Annotated in this window: 11 protein-coding genes; 1 reads left to right on the forward strand and 10 read right to left on the reverse strand. The window is 68.8% G+C overall.

Annotated elements, in window-relative coordinates; all coding sequences use genetic code 11:
• The first annotated feature begins 111 nt into the window (after positions 1-111).
• Positions 112-2,088: a PAS domain-containing hybrid sensor histidine kinase/response regulator gene (locus tag M2282_RS21570; protein WP_280810811.1), complete on the forward strand. Its 1,977-nt coding sequence runs from the start codon at positions 112-114 to the stop codon at positions 2,086-2,088.
• Here the strand turns inward: M2282_RS21570 and M2282_RS21575 are convergent.
• The 10 genes from M2282_RS21575 to M2282_RS21620 all read right to left on the reverse strand — a co-directional run bounded on the left by M2282_RS21575 (position 2,066) and on the right by M2282_RS21620 (position 21,072).
• A complete protein-coding gene (locus tag M2282_RS21575; protein WP_432422923.1) occupies positions 2,066-2,701 on the reverse strand; it encodes a L,D-transpeptidase in 636 nt (211 codons plus the stop codon). The genes M2282_RS21570 and M2282_RS21575 overlap by 23 nt on opposite strands.
• 4 nt (positions 2,702-2,705) lie before the next feature.
• A complete protein-coding gene (locus M2282_RS21580; RefSeq protein WP_280810813.1) occupies positions 2,706-3,005 on the reverse strand; it encodes a proteophosphoglycan ppg4 in 300 nt (99 codons plus the stop codon).
• Between the two features lie 103 nt (positions 3,006-3,108).
• The gene (locus M2282_RS21585) at positions 3,109-8,262 is read right to left on the reverse strand and encodes a malto-oligosyltrehalose synthase (RefSeq protein ID WP_280810814.1); all 5,154 of its coding nucleotides are present in this window, start codon (positions 8,260-8,262) and stop codon (positions 3,109-3,111) included.
• Positions 8,252-10,117 carry a malto-oligosyltrehalose trehalohydrolase gene (gene treZ / locus M2282_RS21590; RefSeq protein ID WP_432422924.1) on the reverse strand — a complete coding sequence of 622 codons (1,866 nt, stop codon included), beginning with the start codon at positions 10,115-10,117 and terminating at the stop codon, positions 8,252-8,254. Before treZ ends, M2282_RS21585 begins: the two co-directional genes overlap by 11 nt.
• Before the next feature lie 148 nt (positions 10,118-10,265).
• Entirely contained in the window at positions 10,266-12,428 is a 2,163-nt protein-coding gene (glgX, locus tag M2282_RS21595; RefSeq protein WP_280810816.1) for a glycogen debranching protein GlgX, read from the reverse strand.
• Between the two features lie 62 nt (positions 12,429-12,490).
• Positions 12,491-13,237 (reverse strand): mechanosensitive ion channel family protein, encoded by a 747-nt coding sequence (locus tag M2282_RS21600; protein WP_280810817.1) that lies wholly within the window; start codon positions 13,235-13,237, stop codon positions 12,491-12,493.
• Positions 13,238-13,292: 55 nt separating this feature from the next.
• Positions 13,293-16,595 (reverse strand): maltose alpha-D-glucosyltransferase, encoded by a 3,303-nt coding sequence (gene treS / locus M2282_RS21605; protein ID WP_280810818.1) that lies wholly within the window; start codon positions 16,593-16,595, stop codon positions 13,293-13,295.
• A 15-nt stretch (positions 16,596-16,610) separates the two neighbouring features.
• Positions 16,611-18,671, reverse strand: coding sequence for an alpha-1,4-glucan--maltose-1-phosphate maltosyltransferase (locus tag M2282_RS21610; RefSeq protein ID WP_280810819.1), 2,061 nt, complete (start codon positions 18,669-18,671; stop codon positions 16,611-16,613).
• The gene (gene glgB, locus M2282_RS21615; protein ID WP_280810820.1) at positions 18,671-20,560 is read right to left on the reverse strand and encodes a 1,4-alpha-glucan branching protein GlgB; all 1,890 of its coding nucleotides are present in this window, start codon (positions 20,558-20,560) and stop codon (positions 18,671-18,673) included. Before glgB ends, M2282_RS21610 begins: the two co-directional genes overlap by 1 nt.
• A gap of 194 nt (positions 20,561-20,754) precedes the next feature.
• On the reverse strand, positions 20,755-21,072 hold the full coding sequence (locus M2282_RS21620; protein ID WP_280810821.1) for a hypothetical protein: 318 nt from the start codon (positions 21,070-21,072) through the stop codon (positions 20,755-20,757).
• Positions 21,073-21,171 lie beyond the last annotated feature (99 nt).

Below are 21,171 nucleotides of genomic sequence, written 5' to 3' on the forward strand. Positions count from 1 at the left end.
CCCGGCCTTGCGGCCAAGCGGCGTTGTCCGACACCTGCGCGCGGCAAAACCCACTAACTTCACGCCACAGCGGTGCCTTGCCGCCCAGGCTTCCAAGACGAGATCGAGAAAATGGCCGATGGCAGCGCCCCAGTCCACACCAACGAAACGGCCCCCGATCTGAGCGCGCCCCTGAACCTGGGATTGATCACCGATGCCGACTACCGGCTGATGATCGAATCCATCACCGACTACGCGATCTTCTTCCTGGACCCCAGCGGCATCGTGCTCAGCTGGAACCCCGGCGCAAGGCAGCTGCAGGGCTACGAACCCCACGAGGTGATCGGGCGCCACTTCTCGATCTTCTACCCCCCCGAACTGCTCAAGAAGAACTGGCCGCAGCATGAACTCGAAGTCGCCGCGAAGACGGGGCGCTTCGAGGAAGAAGGCTGGCGACTGCGCAAGGACGGCCTGCGCTTCTGGTCCAGCGTGGTCATCACCCGGCTCACCGGCCCGGACGGCAAGCTGCGCGGCTTCTCCAAGATCACCCGCGACCTGTCGGGCCGCCAGAAGCAGGACGAGCTGCTGCGTGCCAGCGAGGAGCGCTTCCGGCTGATCGTCGATGGCGTGAAGGACTATGCGATCTTCATGCTCGACCCCGGCGGCTACATCGTGAGCTGGAACACCGGCGCGAAGGCCAACAAGGGCTACGAGGCGAACGAGATCATCGGCAAGCACTTCTCGGTGTTCTATCCACCCGAGGTGGCCGCCACGGGCTTCCCCGACACCGAACTGCGCGTCGCGCGCGAGGTCGGCCGCTTCGAGGACGAAGGCTGGCGCGTGCGCAAGGACGGCAGCCGCTTCTGGGCCAGCGTGATCATCACCGCCCTCTTCGACGAAACGGGCCGCCACCGCGGGTTCGCGAAGGTCACGCGCGACCTCACGGAGCGCCGGCGCATCTCCACCCTCGAGGACGAGGGCCGCCGCATCACGACCTTCCTGGCCATGCTCGGCCATGAGCTGCGCAACCCGCTGACGCCGATTTCCAACGCGGTGGCGATCATGGAGCGGCTGGGGCCCGCGGCCGACGCGGCAACGCTGGCGCGGATGAGCAGCATCATCGGCCGGCAGCTCAAGCAGATCACGCGGCTGGTGGACGACCTGCTGGATGTCGGGCGCATCACGAACGGCAAGATCCACCTCGAATCCAAGCCGGTGAAGCTTTCCGACGTGATCGACGAATCGCTGGAAGTGGTGAAGCCCTCGGCCGATGCCCGGCGCCATGCGCTGGTTTTCGACGGCACGGGCCACGAGCCGTGGATCACCGGCGATCGCGCCCGCATGATCCAGGTGGTCTGCAACCTGCTGAGCAACGCCATCAAGTTCACGCCCGAAGGCGGCCGCATCGAGGTGGCGCTGCGGGAGGTCGGCGGCAGCGCCGAGATCAGCGTGCGCGACAACGGCCCGGGCATCGCGCCCCCTTCCCTGCCGCACATCTTCACGCTGTTCGCACAGGGGGAGCAGGAGATCTCGCGGCCGCAGGGCGGGCTTGGGCTGGGCCTGACGCTCGTGCAGCAGCTGGTGACGCTGCACGGCGGCGAGGTCAGCGCGTTCAGCAAGGGCACGCCGGGCGATGGCGCCGAATTCGTCATCCGCCTGCCCCGCGCCGCGGCACCGCTGGAGAAGAAAAAGGCCGATGCCGCCGAGACGCGAAAGATGGTCCTGGTGGTCGACGACAACCTCGATGCGGCAGAGACGATGTGCCTCCTGGTCCAGAGCCTGGGCTACGCGACCCGCACGGCGAGTGACGGACCTTCGGCGCTGGAGGCGATCAAGGTCGAGCAGCCCGACCTCGTGCTGCTGGACATCGGACTGCCGGGCTTCAGCGGCGTCGAGGTGGCGCAGCGGGTCCGGCGCGAAGTGGCGCATCCGCCGCCGCTGGTTGCCGTCACGGGCTATGGCCAGGCTTCCGACCGGGACGCGAGCATGGCCGCCGGGTTCTACGCGCACCTGACCAAGCCGGTCGATGCGCAGCATCTCGAGGGCCTGCTCCTGCGCCTGTTGGGGCGGCCTGAACTGCCGGCCGCTATTCCTGCGCCACGAAGCTGAAACGGGCCTGCATCGGCCCGGACTCCGGGAGCACGTAGACCACGCCCTTGCGCTGCCCGAGCGCGGGCCGGATGTGGGTGTCATAGAAGCTCGCCGGCACATTGATGCAGCCGTACGAGATGCGGTTGTCGTCCACGCCGGGCGTGGCCAGCCGCTGGAGGCGCCGCTCGGCCTTGTTGTTCGCGCGCACGCGGTGCATGGAGACGGCGGCGTCGTAGTCGATCCACACGATGTCTTCGCCCTGCAGGTTGCGGCCAGGCTCGCTCGCAAAGCGGCCCGCGGGCGTGGTGCGTTCGTCGGGCCTGATCTCGGACATCTTGCGTTCGCCGATGCCGGGCACGGAGTCGTCGCCGTGCGCCAGGCCGAGCAGCACTGGCGCATCGCCCAAGGGCCGGCCGGCGGCATCGAAGACGAAGACGCGGGCCTTTTTCTTGTCGACCACGGCGAAGGCCCCGCCCTGGTTGTCGCCCGAGGCAACGGCCGCTTTCGCGAGCCTCGACGCGTCGGACTCTGCGGCCGCGGCTGCGGTCGAGGCCGCTGCAAGAACGCAGGCCGCGAGCACCGCGGACCCCAGGCCCGCGATGCTCACCCGAGGTTGCGGGCAGTGCTGCATGCCGTCAGTTGCGGTCTGCACGGGCCTGGCGCATGGGAGCCGGCTCGGTGGCCATGGTCGAGCTGCTGCTGCCGCTGCTGCTCGTGCCTTGCGAACCCTGCGCCATGGGTGCGGCGGTGGAGCCCGATGGCGAGGTGTTCTGCGGCGTGGTGCCGGTGGTGCCCATCGGGCCGCCCGAGGGGTTTTGCTGGCCCGCCGCGGTGGCGGGATTCGGCGGGGTGGTGGTGGGCGGATTGCCTTGTGCGAATGCGATGCCGGCCGTGCCGAGCGCGAGGGCTGCAATCAAGCTGGAAGTGCGGTTCATGGGGAGTCTCCTTGGGGTTGCGCCGGGCGGATGCCCGACGAATCCAAAGCTAGAGACTCGCCCATTGCGGCAGGTCGGTGGAATGCGCGGCTCGATGTAGGAATCACGCGGTGCCCACGGCCAGTGCCGCCCACGGCATGTGGCGCAAGGCCTCGGACAGGCGCACGGTGCCTGCATCGGCGGCCACCGATTCGCCGGTCAGCAGGTTGTCGAGCGCCGCCGCACCAAGCCCTTCGGGCAGGCGCACCGTCGTGCCGTTCCAGCGGGCCGCATCCGGCAGGGATGGCGTGGCATCGTCGTCCGCACCGTGCGCCGCGAGGCCCACGAACAGCCGTCCCGCAAGAATCACCAGCACCTGGTCCCCGTGCCGGCGCGCAAACGCCACCACGTGCCGCTGCATCGGTCCTTCGACCACGAGCGGCTCGTAGCTGCCTTCGCGGAACAGCGCAGGGTGCGCGCGCCGCAGCGACAGCAGCCGCCAGATGAGCCAGAGCTTCGCGCGGCCGTCGTGCGGCGAGGCGGCCAGCGCGTGCACGCGCGCCGCGAGGTCCTGCGCACTGGCCATCGCCTGCAGCGCATCGAGATGCCCCTGGCGCAGCGCGTAGTCCACCGGCCGGCGGTTGTCCGGATCGACCAGGCTCAGTTCGACGAGCTCGCTGCCTTGGTAGAGATCCGGCACGCCGGGCGAGCCGTACTTCAGAAGCGTGAGCGTGAGGCTGTTCCAGGCGCCGAACCAGGCGAGCCGGTCGGCCAGCCGCTGGATGTCGGGCAGGCAGGCGTCCTGCTTCGGGTCCGCCAGCAGCTCGCGCACGAAGCCCTCGAGCGCGGCTTCGTAGTCGGCATCGGGATGCGACCAGCGCGTGCGCAGCTTGGCCTCGCGCGCGGCCTTCTGCATGTACTGCCAGATGCGGTCGCTGAAGGCCGGCGCGGTGCCGGCATCGAGCCCGCCCAGGGGCAGGCTGCCGAGCAGCGTCTGGTAGAGCAGGTACTCGTCGGTGCGCGAGGGCGCCTCGCCGGTCGCAAGCTTCTTGCGCGCGCCACGGCACAGGGCGTGCCATCGGGTCAGCGCCCTCACCCATTCGTCGGGCATCTCGGAGAGCACGTCGATGCGGTTGCGCACGTCTTCGGAGCGCTTGTTGTCGTGCGTCGAGGTCGCCAGCATCGTGTGCGGCCAGCGCAGCGCGCGGTCGGCGCTCAGCGCATGGAAGGCCTCGACCTCGATGCCGAACTGGTCCGGCTCGCCGCCCACCTCGTTGAGCGAGCTGAGCGGAAAGTAGCGGTAGAACGCCGTGTCTTCCACGCCCTTGGCCGCCACCGGCGCGCTGAACTGCTGGAAGCGCACCGCGAAGCGGCGCACCCTTTCGCCGAGCCCGGCCGGCGCCGAGGCAACGGCCTCGCCGCGCAGTGCGCTGCGCACGAAATCGAAGATCGAGCGGTCGGCATCGCCGCTCTGGCGCGCGGCTTCGTCGACGGCCTCGTCGATGAAGTGGATGTCCTGCGCCGAGGGCGCCTCGACGATGTAGGTCCGGTACACCGACATGCACGCGGCGACATCGGCCAACGCGCGGCGCAGCGCATTGAGCGTGTAGTCGCGCGTGCTGCGATCGGCCCGCGCGATGCGCAGCAGCTCGGTGGACAGCACGTTCAGTTCCGACGAGAGCGCATTGCGCATCACCTCGCGCCGGCCGGCACGGCAGACCGAGACGAAGTCCTCCATCTCGCCCGTGAAGCGCTGCCATGCGTGCACCACGCCCGCCTCGGCGGCGGTGTCGACCAGCACCCCGTTGGCCACGTTCGCGAAGCGGTAGCCGGTGGTGCCGTGCACATGCCAGCTTTCCGGCACTTCCTCATGGCCGCCCGCGATCTTCTCCGCGACCACATACAGCGGCCGGGCGGGCCGGCCCTGTGCATCGTGCGTAGGCAGCACCAGGCCGGCGCGGCGTGCGTAGCCTTCCTGGAGCTTGCGGAAATAGTCGGCCGGGTCGTACAGCCCGTCGGGATGGTCGATGCGCAGCCCGTCCACGACGCCCGAGGCCGCCAGGTCCAGCGCGAACGACTGCGTGGCCTCGAACACCTCGTCGCGCTCCATGCGCACCGCCGCGAGGTCGTTGATGTCGAAGAAGCGCCGGTAATTGATTTCGTCCGCCGCCACCCGCCAGTGCGCGAGCCGGTAGGCCTGCAGCTCGATGAGCCGGTGCAGCGCATCGCGGGCCTCGGGCGAGGCGAGGTTCAGTTCCGCCACCGAGGCCACGAGCGCCTGCGCGACAGCGGGATGGCGCTGTGCAAGCCGCGCGAGCCGGGCCTTGAGCAGCTCCTTGTCGCGCACACGCTCCGCTTGCGCCTGCGGATCGCTCGTTTCTCGCGGCGGCAAGTGCCCAAACGCGGTCGAAAGGCTCGCGAGCCGCGCCGCCGCCGCCGCGTCGCCGAGCCGCGCGAGCGCCCGCTCCAGCACGACCGGATAGCTCTCGGGCGCGAGCGGAAACCGGTGGTCGTAGTAGCCGACGGCGAAGCTCCCGGTGGCGTCCTCGAAGCGCAGCACCAGCTCGCCGTTGTCCAGCGCCTCGCCGTAATGCACGCCCAGCACGGGCAGCAGCACCTTGCCGGTCAGTTCGACGTTGAGCGGATGCCAGTCGATGTCGAAGTGCTGCGCGAAGAGCGACGCGGGGCCATTCTCCAGCACGTCCATCCACCAGGCGTTGTCGGCGCCGAACACGCCCATGTGGTTGGGCACCATGTCCAGCAACTGGCCGAGGCCGTTGGCCTTCAGCGCCGCGACGAAGCGCGCGAAGCCCTCCTCGCCGCCGAGCTCGGGGTTCACTTCGGCATGCGCCACCACGTCGTAGCCGTGCATGCTGCCCGGGCGCGCCCGCTGGATCGGCGAGCAGTACACATGGCTCACGCCGAGCTTCGCGAGGTAGGGCAGCACGCGGATCGCGTCGTCGAAGCCGAAGTCCTTGTGGAACTGCAGCCGGTAGGTGGCGCGCGGCACGCGGGTCTGCAGGTCCGGCGATGCACTCCCTTCGGCCAGCTCGATCCGGCGCGGCCGGGCCGCACGCAGGGCCTCGCCCAGCGCCCGCATGCGCTCGCCCGCGGCCAGGGCCGCCACCGGCTCGGGCAGCTTGCGCCGCCAGTTCGGGTGCTCGTCCACCGTGCCCGGCAGGTTGGCTTGCGGCACCACGCCGGCCACGTCCTCCAGCTGCACCATCATCAGCGCCGAGGGCGCGGCCGCCAGGAAAGCGTGCGCCGCCTCCACGATGCGCACGGACGGCAGCGCGAGCCCGGCCGCCTCGGCAACCTCCTCGCGCGACACCAGTCCGGCCTGCTGCAGGGCCTGCATCAGCTCGATGCGTTCCTGCGCCCGGTCCATCAGCTGCTTGTCGAAGACCGCGAGGTCGGGGAACAGGTCCAGCGCGAGCCGGCCCCGCAGGTCCTCTGCCGTCCACCAGCCCGCGAAGGTCGCAAGGTCGTGCGTGCTGATCGCGACCAGCGCGGCCTGCGGATAGCTGTCGGGCGGGCTGAAACGCCCGTCGTGCCCCTTCTCGAAATACAGCAGCCGGTACGACAGCACGTCGGCCTTCGCCAGCGCATCGCGCACCGCATCCTCGACCGTTCCGAGGTCTTCGCCCACGACCATGCAGCGGTGCCGGTGGCTCTCGATCGCCACGATCGCCAGCATCTCGTCGAGCGGGTAGTAGACATACGCGCCCTCGCGTGCGCTGCGGCCCTCCGGAATCCAGAACAGGCGCATCAGCCCCATCACGTGGTCGATGCGCAGCGCACCCGCGCCGCGCATGCCGGCGCGCAGTGTCTCGATGAAGAAGCGGTAGCCGTCGGCGCGCAGGCGGTCCGGCCGCAGCGGCGGCAGGCCCCAGCCCTGGCCGGCGGGGTTGAACTCGTCGGGCGGCGCGCCGACGCTGGCGCCTTCGGCAAACACCTGCTGCGCCCCCCAGGTGTCGGAGCCGGCGCGATCGACCGACACGGCCAGGTCCACGTAGAGGCCCACGCCCATGCCCAGCGCCTCGCAGCGCGCCGCAGCGCGCATCAACTGGCGGTGGGCCAGCCACTGGAGGTACTGGTGGAACTGCACGCGCTGCGCATGCGCCACCGCGAAGGCGGTCACCTCGGCGGAGTACGGATCGCGGCAGGCGGCCGGCCAGGCGTGCCAGTCCCAGGCTCCCGCAGCACCGCCCTCGGTCGCGAGGAAGTGCGCCTGCAGGGTTTCGAACAGCGCGTGCTGGCGCAGCGCCTCGCCGCGCTCCGCCACGAAGGCCAGGAACGCCCTGCCCGCCTCGCTCGGCGCGCCCTCGGTGGGCAGATGCCGCGCGCAGAAGTCGGCGAACAGCAAGCCGAGCACTTCGAATTTCGCCGCGGCCACGCCGGCGTAGTCGACCAGCGGCGTTGCGCGCAATGCGGCGAGCCGCGCCTGGAAGTCCGGCGAATGCACTCGCTCGCGGGCCGGCGCGCAGTCCGCAAAGCCGTCGACCGCTTCCACGTCGATGTAGAGCACGTTCAGCTGCTGGCGGGATGACGGGCTGTACGGGCTCGCGTTCGACGGCGTGCTCGCGAACAGCGCATGCAGCGGGTTCAGGCCGATGATGTCGGCGCCCTGCGCCGCCATGCGCACCGCGAGGTCTTCGAGATCGCTGAAATCGCCGATGCCCCAGTTCCGCGGCGAGCGCAGGCTGTACAGCTGCACCGCCGTGCCCCAGACCCGCCCGCCGTCGCGCACGGCCGGCGGCCGGTAGCAGCGGCCGGGCGTTGCCAGCACGAGGGTCTCGCCGCGCAGGCCTTCGATGCGCAGGCGGTGATAGCCGGCCTGGCGCGCCAGCGGCACCCGGAGGACGCGTTCGCTGAACGAAACGCCGTCGATGTGGGTGCGGCCGGCTTCGGGCGCTGTTTCGACATCGCCCTCGCCTTCCACTTCGCGCCCCTGCTCGTCGCTCAGTCGCCAGCGCAGGCGCCCTGTGGAGGCCGGCAAGCGCAGCGCCACCGTCCACGCAGGACTGCCAGCCTGCACCACTTGCACCGGCGGCAGCGCCTCTGCCCAGCGCGCGCGGCGCGCGTCTTCGAGCACACGGCCCGCATCGGCGGGGTCGCCCAAGCGCACGCCGAACTCGGCCAGCAGCGCGACCAGGCTCTGCACGGAGGCTTCGCGCCGCCCGCCGAACGCATCGAAATACCCGGTGGCAATGCCGAAGTGCTCGCAAAGCCACCCGAGGTCACCGCTGACCGGCTCCTGTCTTGACTCATCCAGCATGCACGGCCTCCAGCGTCACGTGCACCGCGCCGCGCGCCAGTTGCTGCGCGCCTTCATGGCCGGGCACAGGGCTCGCGCCATCGCTGTAGATCGGCTCGCCGGGCGGCATCTCGACGCCTTGCGCCGGCCGCGCCCCGAAGTGGGCCAGCATGTGCAGCCGCAGCGGCGGCGCTCCATCGGCCGGGGGCCCCAGGTCCCATTGGACGCGGAGCGTGTCGTTCTCGCACTCGTACCTGCCCGCGCCGGCCATGCCCGCAAGGTGCGGAACGATGCGGCTGTGGCGCAGCGAGAGCAGCTGCTGCACTTCGCTGAGCTGCGAAAAATGCGCGCGCGTGCCGCGCTCGCGCCAGCGCAGCTTCGAGGCGAGAAAGGTCGCTTCGGCATTCGGGTCCGGAATGCGCGCGCGGGCGGCTTCGTCCTTGAAGGCCGCGAACCCGCCGAACTCGGAGCGCCGGCCTTCGGACACGGCCGTTGCCAGCTCGGGCCCGAAGTCGCAGAAATACTGGAACGGCGTGGAGGCCGCGAACTCGTCGCCCATGAACAGCATCGGCACATGCGGCGACAGCAGCAGGCAGGCCATCGCCGCCCGCACCAGCACCGGATCGCCCAGCGCATGGATGCGCTCGCCGAACGCGCGGTTGCCGACCTGGTCGTGCGTCTGCAGGAACGACACGAAGGCCTGCGGCGGCAGCTCGGTGCTCGGCTCGCCGCGCCGCTCGCCGTGGCGGAAGGCCGACGGCTGCCCCTGGTAGATGAAGCCCTCCGCCAGCGCGAGCGCGAAGCGCCCCACGGGGTCGTCGGCATAGTCGGCGTAGTAGCCGTCGCGCTCGCCGGTGGCGAACACATGCACCGCGTGGTGCAGGTCGTCGTTCCATTGCGCGGTGCCGGCCATGGGCAGGCCGCGGCCGTCGCGCACCAGCATCGAGGCCTGGTTGGTCTCGTTCTCCAGCACCAGGTGCACATGGCGTTCGCGCGCCGGGCCGGCGTCGATCGCCTCGCGGATCTCGCGCACGATGTGCGGCCTGGTCTCGTCGTGGATGGCGTGGATCGCATCCATGCGCATGCCGTCGAAGCGGAACTCCTCGATCCAGTAGAGCGCGTTGTGGATGAAGAAGTCGCGCACCGTGCGCGAACCCGGGCCGTCGAAGTTGATCGCCGCGCCCCAGGGCGTCTGGTGCCCCGGGTTGAAGAACTCGGGGCAGTAGGCGTGCAGGTAGTTGCCCTCCGGCCCGAAGTGGTTGTAGACCACGTCCACCAGCACCATCAACCCGAGCGAATGGGCGGTGTCCACCAGCGCCTTGAGTTCGTCGGGCGTGCCGTACGAAGCATCGGGCGCGAAATGCAGCACGCCGTCGTAGCCCCAGTTGCGCCGCCCCGGAAAGTCCGCGAGCGGCATGAGCTCGATGGCGGTGATGCCGAGCTCGGCCAGGTCGCCCAGGCGCTCGCGCGCGGCGTTGAAACTGCCTTCCTCGGTGAAGGTGCCGATGTGCAGCTCGTAGACCACCGCCTCTTCCCACGGCCGGCCGCGCCAGGCGTCGTCGGTCCATGCGAAGTGTTCGGGGTCCGTCACCACGCTCGGGCCGTGCACGTCGTCGGGGTTGAAGCGCGAGGCCGGGTCGGGCACGCGGGTGCCGTCGGGCAGGCGGTAGGCATAGCTGTCGCCATGGCCCGCGCCCGGCACGGTCAGGCGGTGCCAGCCTTGCGCATCGCGCGTCATCGGGAGCGACGAAGGCTGGCCGCCCGCTGGGGTGTGCTCCAGCACGACGGCTTCCATGGAGGGCGCCCAGAGCGCGAAGTCCACGGCGCCCGTTTGCGAGGTGGCGCCGAAGGGCATGCGATGTACTCGGTTGCTCATTGGCGGTGCGTTCATGGTGTTGCTCCTTCCCCTTCCGGGGGAAGGTTGGGATGGGGGCACGCGGCCTTTGTTGCCGCGCGGCGTTGGAGGCCGCATGCCCCCACCCCGGCCCTCCCCCGGGAGGGGAGGGAGAAAGACAGATCACCGCTCATGGCCGAACGTCCGGCCGGCTCATCACCACGAGCGAGCGGCATTGCAGCGGATAGGTCGGCTCGCCCCAGGCGGGCGCAAGCGACGCGGCGTCCTCTGTGGTGGGCGGCGGTGAATTGCTTGCGGTGTCCACCAGCAGGCGCCAGGCGCCATGCGGCATCGGCGGCAGCGTGAAGGCGATCTCGTCGTGGTGGGCGTTCATGAGCACCAGGAAATCGTCGTCGTGCTGCACCTCGCCGCGCGGTCCGCGGTCGGCGATGCCGCCGCCGGGGATGTACATCGCGATGCAGCGGGCGTTGGCGTCGTTCCAGTCCTCGGGGCGCATCTCCTGGCCGTCGGGCTTGAGCCAGTAGACGTCCGTCACGGTCTCGCCTTCGGCCGGCTTTCCCGCGAAGAAGGTGCGGCGCCGGAACGAGGGATGCGCGCGGCGAAGCGCGATCACGCGCTCCACGAAGGTCGAGAGCGCGAGGCGCTCGGGCGTGGGCGTCCAGTCGAGCCAGCCGAGCGCGTTGTCCTGGCAGTAGACGTTGTTGTTGCCCTGCTGCGTGTGGCCGCGCTCGTCGCCAGCGAGCAGCATCGGCACGCCCTGCGACAGCAGCAGCGTGGCGAGCAGGTTGCGCTTCTGGCGTTCGCGCAGCGTCACCACCTCGGGGTCGTCGGTCGGCCCCTCGACGCCGCAGTTCCACGACACGTTGTGGCTGTTGCCGTCGCGGTTGTCCTCGCCGTTGGCCTCGTTGTGCTTGTCGTTGTACGAGACCAGGTCGTGCAGCGTGAAGCCGTCGTGCGCGGTGATGAAGTTGATGCTGGCGCTGGGCCGCTTGCCCGACCAGCCGTACAGGTCTTCGGAGCCGGTGACGCGCTTGGCCACTTCGCCGATGAGCCCGCCGTCGCCCTTCCAGAAGCCGCGCAGGCCGTCGCGGTACTGGTCGTTCCACTCGGCCCAGCCGAGCGGGAAGTTGCCCACCTGGTAGCCGCCGTGGCCCAGGTCCCAGGGCTCGGCGATGAGCTTCACCTTGTTGAGCGTCGGGTCCTGCCGGATCGCATCGAAGAAGCCGCCGAGGTTCTCGACCTTGCCCGATTCGCGCGCGAGCGCCGAGGCCAGGTCGAAGCGGAAGCCGTCCACATGCATCTCCTCGGCCCAGTAGCGCAGCGAGTCCATCACCAGCTGCAGCGCATGCGGATGCTCCAGGTTCACCGTGTTGCCGCAGCCGGTGAAGTCGTCGTAGTAGCGCCGGTTGTCCGAATTGATGATGTAGTACGAGGCGTTGTCCACCCCGCGCATCGACAGCGTCGGCCCGAGCTGGTTGCCTTCGCAGGTGTGGTTGTAGACCACGTCCAGGATCACCTCGATGCCCGCGGAGTGCAGCGTCTTGACCATGGTCTTGAACTCCTTCACCTTGCCCGAGGCGCTGTAGCGCATCTCGGGGGCGAAGTAGCCGAAGGTGTTGTAGCCCCAGTAGTTCTGCAGGCCCTTCTCGGCCAGATGACGGTCGTTCAGGAAGCTGTGCACCGGCAGCAGCTCGACCGTGGTCACGCCCAGGCGCTTGAGGTAATCGACCACGGGCGCGCAGCCCAGGCCGGCGTAGGTGCCGCGCAGTTCGGTCGGCACGTCCGGGTGCGTCATGGTGAAGCCACGCACGTGCATCTCGTAGATCACCATGTCCTGCCACGGCACCGACGGGCGGCGGTCGTCGCCCCAGGTGAAGGCGGTCTCCAGCACGCGGCCCTTGGGCATCAGCGGCGCGCTGTCGCGGCGGTCGAAGGAGAGGTCTTCGCGCTTGCTGCCGACCGTGTAGCCGTAGAGCGCATCGCCCCAGCGCAGGTCGCCCACCAGGTCCTTGGCATACGGGTCGAGCAGCAGCTTGTGGGCGTTGAAGCGGTGGCCCTCCTCGGGCTTGTAGGGGCCGTGCACACGGTAGCCGTAGGCCAGGCCCGGGCGCGCCTCGGGCAGGTAACAGTGCCACACGCCGTCGGTGCGCTCGCGCAGCGGAATGCGCTGCAGCTCATGGCGGCCGCGCTCGTCGAACAGGCACAGCTCGACCTTGGTGGCGTGCTGCGAAAACAGGGCGAAGTTCACGCCCTCCCCGTCCCAGGTGGCGCCTCGCGGATAAGGCCGTCCGGGCCAGACGGCGGTGATCGTCGGATTGGTTTTTCGTGTCATTCAGGATGTCGGTGTTTCGGTCGTTCGTGCAGTCGTTCGTTCAGTCATTTGTTCATCGTTCGTCAGCGCGGCGGCCGGTCGTTGTCGAACCGCGTGGGGGTGCCGACCGGCGCGATCCCGGGCGTCGGCGCCTTGCTGTCCTTGATCTGCCGGGGCCACCAGCGCTCGATCTGCGCCTTCGCCCAGTCCTTGCCGGCGAGACCGAATGCCAGGGCCAACGCAAAAACCACGCCCGCGAGGATCACGAGGAAACTCTCGCGCACGATGTCGCCCCCGACCTTGATCTGGTCGAGCGCGATCAGGATCACGAAGGCCATCACCGCGTACTGGGCGACCTTGCCGAAGAGCACCGCGTCATGCACCTTCACGCCGCGGAAGTAGCTGGCCACCGCCTCGCCCACGAAGCGCGCGAAATAGGAGCCGAAGGCCAGCACCAGCAGCGCCACGAACACGTTGGGCACGAACCAGACGATGCGGCCCAGGAGGTCGGCGATATAGCTCAGCCCCATGCCGTTGAAAGCGATGAGCAGCGAGGCCAGGATCACCAGCCAGTAGGTGAGGATGCCGAACAGGCTGCTCGTGTCGCCGGCCAGGCCGCCCTGGCGAAGGAAGTTGTCCAGCCCGGCGCGCTCGGTGAGCACGTTGAAGTTGATGGCGCGCAGCGCCTTGGTGACCGCGAAGCGCGCCGCCTTGGCGACGAGCCAGCCGGCAACGACGACCACCAGCCCGATCAGGAGGCGCGGAATGAAGGCGCCGACCTGGTAGAGGATGGCGCGCAGCGGCTCCAGGTGAATGCCGAAATTTTCCATGGTGCGTGATTCCTCGATGACGTGTCTGTCGTGTCTGTCGTGTCTGGCGTGCGGGTCAGGTGCGGGCCGGCTGGATCAGCGCGAGCACGCCGTGCAGCGGTACTTGCGCCCAGTCGGTGCGGTTGTTGAGCTCGTAGCGCAATTCGTACAGCGCCTTGTCGAGCTCGAACAGCGCGAGCAGTTCGGTGTCGATGGCTTCGCCGTAGCCGGCCAGGAAGGCGTCGCGCGTCGCCTGCTCCCAGGCAATGGCCGGCGCGGCGAGGCGCTCTGCCTCCTCGGTGCTCTGCGCCACCCGGCGCAGCGCCGACCAGCGCGCGTAGTTGAACGAGCGCAGCATGCCGGCCACGTCGCGCAGCGGCGAGCCCTTGGTGCGGCGCTCCTCGAAGCTGCGCGCGGGCTCGCCTTCGAAGTCGATGATGACGAAGTCGTTGTCCTTCACCAGCACCTGCCCCAGGTGGTAGTCGCCGTGGTAGCGGCTCTTGATGCCCACGCCCTCCACCGGCCGGCGTCCCGCGATGCCGGCGTGCAGCGCATCCGCCGCGGCGAGCAGCGTGCGCGCATCGGACTGCGCGGCGGCCGGCAGCAGCTCGATGCGGTCGCGCAGCAGCGCGAGCGTGGCGGTGGCGTCGTCGGTCGCATGCGTCTTGAACGCGGCGAAGTCGGTGGCGGCGAGCGGTTCGGGGTCGAAGCCCGCGGCACCGGTGCGGGTGGCGAGCGCGCGGTGCAGTTCGGCAGTGCGCTGGCCCAGCGTGGCCATGAGCGCGAGGAAGCCGCCGTGCACGTCGGCCATCTCCGGCGTGCTGCCGTCGGTGGTGGCCACGTCGCGGAGGAAGCGCTCCAGGTAGCCGAGCGTGTAGTCCCAGCCGTCGCCCTGGTTGGCGACATAGCGCTGCACCATCGCGAGCGTCATGGTGCGGCCGTCGTTCGTCATGTATTCGAGTGCGCCGAGCACCGGCACGCAGTGCGGATAGCGCGCCACCTCGGTGAGGAAGCGGCCCATCTCCAGCTCGGGGTTGATGCCTTCGCGCACATGGCGATAACCCTTGAGGAACAGCGTTTCGTCCAGCGTCACCACCGTGTTGCTGCTCACGCCGCTGGGCCGGCCCACGGGCAGCGCGTCGAGGTCGACCGCGAGCTCGGCAAAGGCCGCCGTGGGCTTGAAGACCAGCTTGCCGTTCGCCGTCGGCAGCTCGGCGCCCTTGCCGATGGTGCGCACCAGCTCGCGGCAGAAAGCCTCGTCGTAGAACGCATCGCCCATCAGGCCGACCTGCGCCTGCTGGCGGACCTTGGCCAGCGCGGCCTGCGCCACGCCGGCCATGCGCTCCTCGTCGCGCTCTTCCCACGCCAGCGCGAGCGGCATGAAGTAAGTGGCGCCGCCGGGCGGGCCGTCAAGGGCGAGAACGGGCAAGAGCCAGCTCTGCCCGTTCGCCTCCCACACGGCATGGTCGACCAGCCGCGCGCGCTGGATGGTCGTGCCCTTGGAGGCATACCAGCGCTGGATCTCGATGTGGCGCGGCAGCGTCTCGGTCTCGAACTGTGTGCGCATGCGCTCGGACATGCCGATGCGCCACGGCATCACGCGTTCGCGGAAGAAGCTGGTCCAGCCGTCGAACAGCACCAGCGTGGGCCACTCCTGCAACGCCACGCCCTCTTGGTGCCAGCTCGGCGCATCGGCCTCGGCAGTGAGCTTGAACCAGTAGAAGCCGTGCGAGGACAGCGTGAGCAGGTACGGCAGCTCGCCGATCGGCGGAAACGGCGCCCGGCCCAGCATCTCGATCGGCACGAAGCCCTTGAACTCCGACAGGTCGAGCTCCACCGGCTGCGCGGCGCGCGAGAGATTGAACACCGTGAGGATCACGTCGCCTTCGTACTCGCTCAGGTAGGCCAGGATCTTGCGGTTGCCAGGCTTCAGGAAGCGCCGCTTGCCCCGGCCGAAGGCATGGCTGGTCTTGCGCACGGCGAGCATGCGCTTGGTCCAGTTGAGCAGCGAACTGCTGTCGCGCGCCTGCGTCTCCACGTTGAGGGCTTCGTAGCCGAACATCGGGTCCATGATCGGCTGCAGGTACAGCCGCTGCGGATCGGCCCGCGAGAAGCCGGCGTTGCGGTCGGGGCTCCACTGCATGGGCGTGCGCACGCCGTTGCGGTCGCCCACGAACACGTTGTCGCCCATGCCGATCTCGTCGCCGTAATAGATGATCGGCGAGCCCGGCATCGACAGCAGCATGCCGTTCATGAGCTTCACGCGGTCCAGGTCGTTCTCCATCAGCGGCGCCAGGCGCCGGCGGATGCCCAGGTTGATGCGCGCGCGCATGTCGGCGGCATACATGGTGTACATGTAGTCGCGCTCCTTGCTGGTCACCATCTCGAGCGTGAGCTCGTCGTGGTTGCGCAGGAAGATGGCCCACTGGCAGCCTTCGGGAATGTCGGGCGTCTGCGCCATGATTTCCACGATCGGATGGCGGTCTTCCTGCGCGATGGCCATGTACATGCGCGGCATCAGCGGGAAGTGGTAAGCCATGTGGCACTCGTCGCCGTCGCCGAAATATTCGCGCACGTCCTCGGGCCACATGTTGGCTTCCGCGAGCAGGAAGCGGTTCTTGTATTGCGCATCGATGGCTGCGCGCAGCCGCTTGATCACCGCATGCGTCTCGGGCAGGTTCTCGTTGCTGGTGCCGTCGCGCTCCACCAGGTAGGGAATGGCGTCCAGGCGAAAACCGTCCACGCCCATGTCGAGCCAGAAGCGCATCGTCTTGAAGATGGCCTCCAGCACCGCCGGGTTGTCGAAGTTCAGGTCGGGCTGGTGGCTGAAGAAGCGGTGCCAGTAGTACTGCTTGGCCACCGGGTCCCAGGTCCAGTTGGAGGTCTCGGTGTCGGTGAAGATGATCCGCGTGCCCTGGTAGATCTGGTCGGTGTCGCTCCACACGTAGAAGTCGCGCTCGGGCGATCCGGGCGGCGCCAGGCGCGCGGCCTTGAACCACGGGTGCTCGCCCGAGGTGTGGTTGATGACCAGCTCGGTGATGACGCGCAGGCCCCGCTTGTGCGCCTCGGCCAGCATCTCGCGGAAGTCGTCCAGCGTGCCGTACTGCGGATGCACGTCCTCGTACCCGGAGATGTCGTAGCCGTCGTCCCGCAGCGGCGACGGATAGAACGGCATCAGCCAGATGGTGTTGACGCCCAGCTCCTTCACATAGTCGAGCTTGGCGGTCACGCCCTTGAAGTCGCCCATGCCGTCGTTGTTGGAGTCGAAGAACGCCTTGACGTTGAGCTGGTAGATCACCGCGTCGCGGTACCAGAGCGGATCGTCGCTGTTGTCGATTTCGACCGTTTCGAGCGCGATATGGGAGACGGGTGCATTCATGGGCAGATCGCCTTCCTAGAGAAAATAGTCGAAGTCGCGTTCGTCGCCGTGGCGGCGGCGCACCACGAAGATGTGTGCGGGTGCGCTGTGCGGATCGAGGCGCACGTAGTGCCAGTCGCCCTGCCAGGTGAAGCGCTGGTTGCTCAGCAGGTCGTGCATCTGGAACGCCTGGCCGTTCTTCACGCCGATGCTCGCGGGCTCCAGCCCGATCCAGCCCGACTGCACGTTGTGCGGATCGAGGTTGACCACGGTGACGACGATGTTGTCGCCGCCCGGCGAGGCCTTGGCATAGGCCAGCAGCTGGTCGTTTTCCACATGCAGGAAGCGCAGGCCGCGGTCCCACTGCAGCGCCGGGTTCTCGCGGCGGATGCGGTTCACCCGCGCGATGAAGGGCGCCAGGCTTTCGGGGTCGTCGTGGTTCCAGTGGCGCAGCTGGTACTTCTCGGAGTTCAGGTATTCCTCGCTGCCCGCGCCGCGCGGCAGGTGCTCGCGCAGCTCGTAGGCCGGCCCGTAGATGCCGTAGTTGGCCGCCAGCGTGGCCGCCAGCACCAGCCGCGACATGAACACCGCGCTTTCTCCGCCCTGCAGTTGCTCGTGCAGGATGTCCGGCGTGTTGGGCCAGGCATTGGGGCGGAAGTAGTCGATGCCCGGCGCGGTCGAGAGTTCGGTGAAGTATTCCTGCAGCTCCGCCTTGGTGTTGCGCCAGGTGAAGTAGGTGTAGCTTTGCGAGAAGCCCAGCTTCGCGAGCCGGTGCATCACCTTCGGCCGCGTGAACGCCTCGGCCAGGAAGATCGTGTCGGGATGCTCGCGCTTGATCTCGCCGATGACCCACTCCCAGAACGGGAAGGCCTTGGTGTGCGGGTTGTCGACGCGGAAGATGCGCACGCCCTGCCCGATCCAGTGGTCGAACACGCTCTTGAGTTCGGCCCACAGGCCGCGCCAGTCCTCGCACTCGAAGTTGAACGGATAGATGTCCTGGTACTTCTTGGGCGGGTTTTCGGCGTACTGCACGGTGCCGTCGGGGCGCCAGCGGAACCAGTCCGGATGCGCCTTCACGTAGGGATGGTCGGGCGCGCACTGGAAGGCGATGTCCAGCGCGATCTCCAGGCCGTGCTCGGCCGCCCGCGCGAGCAGATGGCGAAAGTCTTCCTCGGTGCCTAGCGCCGGCAGGATCGACTTGTGTCCGCCCTCCGCCGCGCCGATGGCCCAGGGGCTGCCCACGTCTTCGGGGCCGGCTTCGAGCGCATTGTTCGGGCCCTTGCGCTGCAGGCGGCCGACCGGATGGATGGGCGGGAAGTACAGCACGTCGAAGCCCATCGCGGCGATGCCGGGCAGGCGCGCTTCCACATCCCTGAAGGTGCCGTGCACGCCGGGCTCGGTGCCGGCCGAACGCGGAAAGAGTTCGTACCAGGTGCTGAAGCGGGCCCGCTCGCGGTCCGCGAACAGCGGCAGCTCGACCGGATGGCGCACTGCATGCCGGCGATCGGGATGGCGGCGCACCAGTTCGGCGTATTCGTCGTCGAGCGCCAGCGCCTTCAGCGATGTCATGTCGGCGCCCGGGTTGGCGGCCGTCGCATCGAGCTCGGTGGCCCAACGCTGCAGCCCGACCCGGTCGCTGCCCTCGGCGCGGGCGGCCGCGGCGGCGATTTCGAGCGCACCGACCTGCGCGGCGATGCGCACGTCCTGCGGGTCCACGCGGCGGGTCATCTCGTGGCGCCACGATTCGAACGGATCGACCCAGGCCACGACGGTGTAGACATAGCGGCCCACCGACGGCGGCGAGAACGCGGCCTCCCACACATCGTTGCCGAGCGGCTTCATCGGCACTTCGCGAAAGTCCTTCTGGTCGTGCCCGCGCCAGCACAGCTGCACGCGAAGCACGTCGTGCCCGTCGGTGAAGCAATGCGCGCGCACCGCGACGCGTTCGCCGGCGACGCACTTGACGGCGAAGCGGCCGTTGTCCACGTTGGGCAGCACCGCATCGATGACGGCGCGCGAGGCGCCGTGCTCGAAGCCGATGCCCGCATCGTTGCCGCCCGCGGCCGCCGGCGTCTTGGTCGAGAAAATGTTCTTCATCAGGGACGGTGCTCCAGGATCAGGGTCGAAAGCGGCGGCAAGGTGAGGCAAACGGAGTGCCTGCGGCCATGCGAGCGCACGGGCGCCGCTTCGACGCCTCCCAAATTGCCCCAACCCGCGCCGCCGAATTCGGCGGCGTCGGTGTTGATCACTTCATGCCAGCGGCCGCCCAGCGGCACGCCCATCAGGTAGTTGGTGCGCGGCACCGGCGTCATGTTGCTCACCACGAGCAGCGGCGGGCTGCCGTCGGCGGCCTTGCGCAGGAAGGCGAACACGCTCTGTTCGGCATCGTCCGCCGCGATCCACTCGAACCCGGACGACGAGAAGTCGACCTGGTGCAGCGCGGGCGCGGCGCGGTACACGCGGTTGAGCTGCGCCACCAGGCGCTGCACGCCGCCGTGCCCTTCCTGATCGCAGACCCACCATTCGAGCTCGCCGTCGTGCGTCCATTCGCGGCGCTGGCCGAACTCGCCGCCCATGAAGAGCAGCTTCTTGCCCGGATGCGCCCACATGAAGCCGAACAGCGCCCGCAGGTTCGCGAACTGCTGCCAGGGGTCGCCCGGCATCTTGTTGATGAGCGAACCCTTGCCGTGCACCACTTCGTCGTGGGAGAGCGGCAGCACGAAGTTCTCGTGGAAGGCATACACCAGCGAGAAGGTCAGCTTGTGGTGGTGGTACTTCCGGTTGACCGGGTCCTCTTTCATGTAGGCCAGCGTGTCGTGCATCCAGCCCATGTTCCATTTCTCGCCGAAGCCCAGGCCGTCCATGTCGGTCGGGCGCGAGACGCGCGGCCAGGCGGTCGATTCCTCGGCCACGGTGACCGTGTCGGGATGCTCGCGGTAGACCGCGCGGTTCAGCGTCTGCAGGAAGTCGATGGCCTCCAGGTTCTCGCGGCCGCCATGGCGGTTGGGAATCCATTCGCCGTGCTTGCGCGCGTAGTCGAGGTAGAGCATCGACGCGACCGCATCCACCCGCAGGCCGTCCAGGTGATACAGGTTCAGCCAGAAGAGCCCCGACGACACCAGGAAGCTGCGCACCTCCGGCCGGCCGTAGTTGAAGATGCTGGAGCTCCACTCGGGGTGGAAGCCCTGGCGCGGATCGGCATGCTCGTACAGGTGCGTGCCGTCGAAGTAGCCCAGGCCGTGCTCGTCGGTCGGGAAGTGCGAAGGCACCCAGTCGAGCAGCACGCCGATGCCCTGCTGGTGCAGGTGGTCGACCAGGTACATGAAATCCTGCGGCGAGCCGAAGCGCGAGGTGGGCGCGAAGTAGCCGGTGGTCTGGTAGCCCCACGAGCCGTAGAACGGATGCTCGGTCACCGGCATGAGCTCCACGTGCGTGAAGCCCATCTTCGTCACGTAGTCGGCCAGCTGGTGCGCGATTTCGCGGTAGCCGAGGAACTGGCCGTCCCTGCGGCGCCAGGAGCCCAGGTGGACTTCGTACACCGACTGCGGCGCATCGAGCGCATTGCGCGGCCCGCGGTTGGCCATCCATTCCGCATCGCCCCATTCGTACGAAAGCTCGCAGATGCGGGAGGCGGTGGCGGGCGGCGGCTCCGCGCAGAAGGCGACCGGGTCGGCCTTGTCGACGGTGTAGCCGCCGTGGCGCGAGCGGATGCGGTATTTGTAGGCCTGGCCGACGGCGGCATGGGCCACATGCCCTTGCCAGATGCCCGTGCCGTCGGAACTGGGCGTGAGCGGGTCGGCATCGCCCGACCAGTAGTTCCAGTCGCCCACCACCGACACCGACTCGGCATTGGGCGCCCACACCGCGAAATGGGCGCCGCCCTCTTCGCGGGGATGGCAGCCCAGCACGTCGTACAGGCGGGAGTGGGTTCCCTCTCGAAACAGATAAGCGTCTCGCTCGCTCTGGAGTGAATGATTCAGCGGCACGGCGTTCCTTGGATTGGGGGCCAGCGGAGCGGCTGTTCAAGGAACGACTGCGGCTCCCGCTTGGCTTGCACCCAATCTGCCGGAGCGGACGGCTCTGCCGCTAAGGCTTGCGCCGCCTCGCCGTGTCGGAGAGTTGCCCGTTGCCCGCGAGGCCGCGCTGCACGGGCGGCGAGCGCCCCATTCAGGGGCCTGCCTCAGGCGCTCATCGCGGCCGCTTCCTCGCGATGGCGCATTACCGGCTGGACACTGCGGCGAACGGAAAAGTCATCCAGCGTGAGCGTGATCGGGCGGCCCGGCTGGGCCCGGTACCGTGCAATGGCGACCGGCCCGATGGTGTCGAAATGCTTCTTGCAAGCGTCCAGCAGGCTGTGCCCGATTTCGCGCACGCCGAACTTGTCGTGCAGGGTTTCCTCGGAAATCTGACCCACCACGCGCACGCCGCCGGGCCCGTCAGGGTAGACCGCAAAGCGCACCGTCGCGGTGTCGAAACAATAGATGCCTTCGAAGTCCATGCCTGTCTCCTTATATCTTTCGAATAGTTCAAACTTCATTGGTCGAGGTGCTGCAAAGCACGTCGATCAGTGAACGGGTTGACTCGCCACCGCGCAGCC

Origin of the sequence: Variovorax boronicumulans, assembly GCF_029892485.1 — a bacterium.
Classification (GTDB): Bacteria; Pseudomonadota; Gammaproteobacteria; order Burkholderiales; family Burkholderiaceae_C; genus Variovorax; species Variovorax boronicumulans_B.

Excerpts from the sequence above, each read along its gene's own strand:
- M2282_RS21570 (WP_280810811.1), top strand. The coding sequence starts at position 112 with ATGGCCGATGGCAGCGCCCCAGTCCACACCAACGAAACGGCCCCCGAT.
- M2282_RS21575 (WP_432422923.1), bottom strand. The coding sequence starts at position 2,701 with ATGCAGCACTGCCCGCAACCTCGGGTGAGCATCGCGGGCCTGGGGTCC.
- M2282_RS21580 (WP_280810813.1), bottom strand. The coding sequence starts at position 3,005 with ATGAACCGCACTTCCAGCTTGATTGCAGCCCTCGCGCTCGGCACGGCC.
- M2282_RS21585 (WP_280810814.1), bottom strand. The coding sequence starts at position 8,262 with ATGCTGGATGAGTCAAGACAGGAGCCGGTCAGCGGTGACCTCGGGTGG.
- treZ (WP_432422924.1), bottom strand. The coding sequence starts at position 10,117 with ATGAGCAACCGAGTACATCGCATGCCCTTCGGCGCCACCTCGCAAACG.
- glgX (WP_280810816.1), bottom strand. The coding sequence starts at position 12,428 with ATGACACGAAAAACCAATCCGACGATCACCGCCGTCTGGCCCGGACGG.
- M2282_RS21600 (WP_280810817.1), bottom strand. The coding sequence starts at position 13,237 with ATGGAAAATTTCGGCATTCACCTGGAGCCGCTGCGCGCCATCCTCTAC.
- treS (WP_280810818.1), bottom strand. The coding sequence starts at position 16,595 with ATGAATGCACCCGTCTCCCATATCGCGCTCGAAACGGTCGAAATCGAC.
- M2282_RS21610 (WP_280810819.1), bottom strand. The coding sequence starts at position 18,671 with ATGAAGAACATTTTCTCGACCAAGACGCCGGCGGCCGCGGGCGGCAAC.
- M2282_RS21620 (WP_280810821.1), bottom strand. The coding sequence starts at position 21,072 with ATGGACTTCGAAGGCATCTATTGTTTCGACACCGCGACGGTGCGCTTT.